Annotated in this window: 3 protein-coding genes and 1 pseudogene; 2 read left to right on the forward strand and 2 right to left on the reverse strand. The window is 63.3% G+C overall.

Annotation, left to right across the window (positions count from 1 at the left end; translation table 11 throughout):
• Nucleotides 1-154: 154 nt before the first annotated feature.
• Nucleotides 155-658 carry a heme-degrading domain-containing protein gene (locus tag EN994_RS21780; RefSeq protein WP_063169827.1) on the forward strand — a complete coding sequence of 168 codons (504 nt, stop codon included), beginning with the start codon at nt 155-157 and terminating at the stop codon, nt 656-658.
• Nucleotides 655-1,920, forward strand: a complete 1,266-nt coding sequence (locus EN994_RS21785; RefSeq protein WP_063169828.1) for a glycerate kinase — start codon at nt 655-657, stop codon at nt 1,918-1,920. Before EN994_RS21780 ends, EN994_RS21785 begins: the two co-directional genes overlap by 4 nt.
• Nucleotides 1,921-1,971: 51 nt before the next feature.
• Here EN994_RS21785 and EN994_RS21790 read toward each other — a convergent pair whose 3' ends face one another.
• A complete protein-coding gene (locus tag EN994_RS21790) occupies nt 1,972-3,429 on the reverse strand; it encodes a UdgX family uracil-DNA binding protein (RefSeq protein WP_063169829.1) in 1,458 nt (485 codons plus the stop codon).
• A gap of 2 nt (nt 3,430-3,431) precedes the next feature.
• Nucleotides 3,432-3,836 (reverse strand): annotated as a pseudogene (locus EN994_RS21795) (radical SAM protein); the annotation flags it as partial.

A 3,836-nucleotide genomic window follows, 5' to 3' on the forward strand; every position in this document is an offset into this window, starting at 1 on the left:
ATTCGGGGCAATCCGGCCTCTCCCCGAGGGGAGAGGAGGAAGCCGAGGCCCGTGCTCGTCTCTTCTCCCCTCGGGAGAAGGTGGCCACGCCACGGAAGCTTGACCGAGCGGAGCTTGTCGTACACACGACGTGTGACGATTTCGGAGAAAGAAAATGGCCGTTGCTGACGACATCGCTCTGATCAAGAGACAGGAAGAGACCCTTGTCTTCGCGACCTTTGACGAGGCCGTCGCTTTCAAAATCGGCTCCGCCATTCGCGATCGTGCAATCGCCGAAGATCTACCCATCATAGTCGACATCAGGCTGTGGGACCGGCCGCTGTTCTACGCCGCGCTGCCGGGCTCGAACGCTTCCAATCCCGACTGGGCGCGGCGCAAGATCAATGTGGTCAAACGGTTCCTGAGAAGCACCTATCGCATGGTGTTGGAACAGCAGCGCCCCGACCGCACCTTCAAGATTGGTGAAGGGCTGGATATTGCCGACTACGTGCTGGCCGGCGGTGGCTTTCCGGTGAACGCCAAGGGCACCGGCGTCATTGGCGTCATCGCCGTTTCCGGACTGCCGGAGCGCGAGGATCACGGCGTCGTCGTCGATGCGCTGTGCGATCATTTGGGCGTCGACAAGCGCGGCTTGGCATTGCCTCGGGAAGCCGAATGACCGTGCTCGACCCCAAATCGTTCCTCGTCTCTATCTTCAACGCCGCCGTCGCCGCCGCCGATCCGGAACGAACCATCAGGGATCATCTGCCGGCCAAGCCCAAGGGCCGTACCATCGTCATCGGCGCGGGCAAAGGCTCGGCGCAAATGGCGGCAGCCTTCGAGAAAGTGTGGGACGCCCCCATCGAAGGGCTGGTCGTCACCCGCTATGGCTATGGCGCGACCTGCGAGCGCATCGAGATCATCGAGGCGGCGCACCCGGTGCCGGACGATGCCGGACTTGAAGCCTCGCGCCGGCTGCTGGCGAAGGTGCAAGGGCTGACGGCGGACGATCTGGTGGTGGCGCTGATTTCCGGCGGCGGCTCGGCGCTGTTGCCGTCGCCGGCCGGCAGCTTGACGCTGGCCGACGAGATCGCCGTCAATGAGGCGCTGCTCGCCTCGGGTGCGCCGATCGCGGCGATGAACACTATCCGCAAGCACCTTTCCACCATCAAGGGCGGCAGGCTGGCGGCGGCCGCATGGCCGGCCAGGGTGGTGTCGCTGATCGTCTCCGATATTCCCGGCGATAATCCGGCAATGGTCGCCTCCGGCCCAACCGTACCGGATACAGGCAGCCGCGCCGACGCGCTGGCCTCGATATCGGCCTATGGCATGAAACTGCCGGCCTCGGTGATGGCGCATATCAATTCGCCGGCCGCCGATGCGCCAAGCCCGGATGACGAGCGCTTTTTGCGCAACGAGGTGCATCTGATCGCTTCGGCCGGGGTATCGCTGGAAGCCGCCGCTACGGAAGCGAAACGGCAAGGCGTCGAGGCGGTTATCCTCTCCGATGCCATCGAAGGCGAAGCGCGCGAGGTTGGCGGTGTCCACGCCGCGATCGCGCGTGAAGTGGCGACGCGCAACAGGCCTTTCTCGAAGCCGGTGCTGATCCTGTCGGGCGGCGAGACAACCGTGACGCTGCGCGCAAAAGGCAAGGGCGGCCGCAATTCGGAATTCCTGCTCGCCTTCGCCATCGGCATCAATGGCGTCGACGGTATCAATGCGCTGGCCGCCGACACTGACGGCATCGACGGTTCGGAAAACAATGCCGGTGCCTTTGCCGATGCTTCGACCGTGTCGCGCATGCGCGCTGCCGGGGTGGACGCCAAGGCTATGCTTGCCGGCAACAATGCCTGGACGGCCTTCAACGCGGTTGACGATCTCTTCGTACCCGGCCCGACCGGTACGAATGTCAACGATCTCAGGGCAATTCTGATCAGGTAGCCGCAGCAATTCCAGGAAGGTTTTCTGTCCGGAATCGCGCAAAACAGACAATCAGGCGGCCATCAGCCGCTTCACCAGCTTCATGTCCTGCAGGAACCGTTCGCGTTCAGCCTCCTTGTCCGCGGGTTCGCGGATGCGCAGGATGAAGGAGGGATGGATGGTGATGAACACGCGCAATCCGTCCTCGCGCTCGATCACTTGTCCGCGCATCTTTGTCACCGGAATCGCCTTGCCGAGCAGCGACATCGCCGCTGTCGCGCCGAGTGCCACGGCGAGGTTCGGCTTGATCAGCTCGAATTCTTGGTCGATCCACCAGCGGCAGGCCTGAATCTCACCGGAATTCGGTTTGGAGTGGATGCGGCGCTTGCCGCGCGGCTCGAACTTGAAGTGCTTGACCGCGTTGGTGACATAGACCTTTTGCCGGTCGACACCGGCATCGTCCAGGATCGCATCGAACACCTTGCCGGCCGGACCCACGAAAGGTTTGCCGGCGAGGTCCTCCTGATCCCCCGGCTGTTCGCCGACGAAGATCACCTTGGCATTGTCAGGGCCTTCACCGAAGACGGTCTGCGTCGCGTCGCGCCACAGCGGGCAGCGGCGGCAGCCTTTCGCTGCCTCGCGCAATTCCGGAATCGTGCTTGCATCATCTTCCGGTGCTTCGACGGGCTGCTTCGGCCAATGCCGTGCCTGCACCTTTGCGTGGTGCGGCGCGGGTGTTGTCGGCATCTTCGCAATCATGTCCTTGGCGGCCTTGTCCGCTCCTGCGATCATGTCTGGAATGAGCGAGGCCTCGGGAAGGTTCCGCCAATATTTCTTCGGCATCTCCTTCTGCATGGTTTTCACCTTCAATCGCGCCGGGTTGAAGATGTTCTCGAAATAGGTGCGCCAGAGCGCCTCGGTATCGTCCTGATCAGGCGCATCGCCCTTGGCCGCGCCCGGCCCGATCGCCAGCCTTTCGCCATCCCAGTCGGCAGAGGCATAAGGGGTCAGGATCGTCCAGCGCATGCCGGTGAAACGTCTGACGAAGAAATCGGCGTTGCGCTCGACGATGAAATGATCCGGCTCGAACCAGGCGACATAGCGCTCATCGGCACCGTCGCCGATTTTCCGGAAACGTACGAAGGCGTGCATCTTGTGGCTGTCGCGCCGCACCGCCTTCTCCATGGCCTCGAGCCGCCTGGTGTCGGAATCCGACGCGATTTCCAGCAGTTTAGCTTCGTCGCGCAATCGCCACAGCATTCGGTAGAGAAAGGCAAACCGGCCGGGATCGGAATGGCAGAACGCCGTTTCGGCATGCCCGAGGAAGTCGCGCGGCACGACGAGTTGCGCGCCCGCAGGCACTTCAGGCAATTGTGCCTGATCAGAGCCTGGCGCGACATGCCAGTCGACGTCCTCGGGCCTGACCTCATTCAAGGCCAGCCGCCGTGCCGCGTCACGCCAGCCGGCAAAATCCGTCTCGCTGTCGAGCCGAACTCTGTATCTGGCGAGATCGAGTTCCGCCGGCCGCATGATCAGAACAACGATAATTGTTCGCAGGAGTGGACGATCCTGTCGCGCAGGCCGGCCTTGTCGGTCAGCGCACCAGGCGACCAGCCTTCGGCGATGATGAAGGGCCTGAGCTTGGCGATCGACTGGCAGAACCGCCCGACATCCTCGAGCCGCATGCGCCGGTGCCGGCGCGTCTCCAAAATCTTCGCCACCACCTTGGTGCCGAGACCCGGCACCCGCAGCAGCGCTTCGCGGTCGGCGCGATTGATGTCGACGGGAAACTGCCCCCGGTTGCGCAGTGCCCAGCCCAGCTTCGGGTCGATGGCGAGATCGAGCATGCCGTCGCTGCTGCCGGCGAGGATTTCCGGTTGCGAAAAGCCGTAAACCGCATCAGCCAGTCGGCCTGATAAAGCCGGTGCTCACGCATC

This window comes from Mesorhizobium sp. M7A.F.Ca.CA.002.09.1.1, assembly GCF_003998555.1.
Taxonomy (GTDB): domain Bacteria; phylum Pseudomonadota; class Alphaproteobacteria; order Rhizobiales; family Rhizobiaceae; genus Mesorhizobium; species Mesorhizobium ciceri.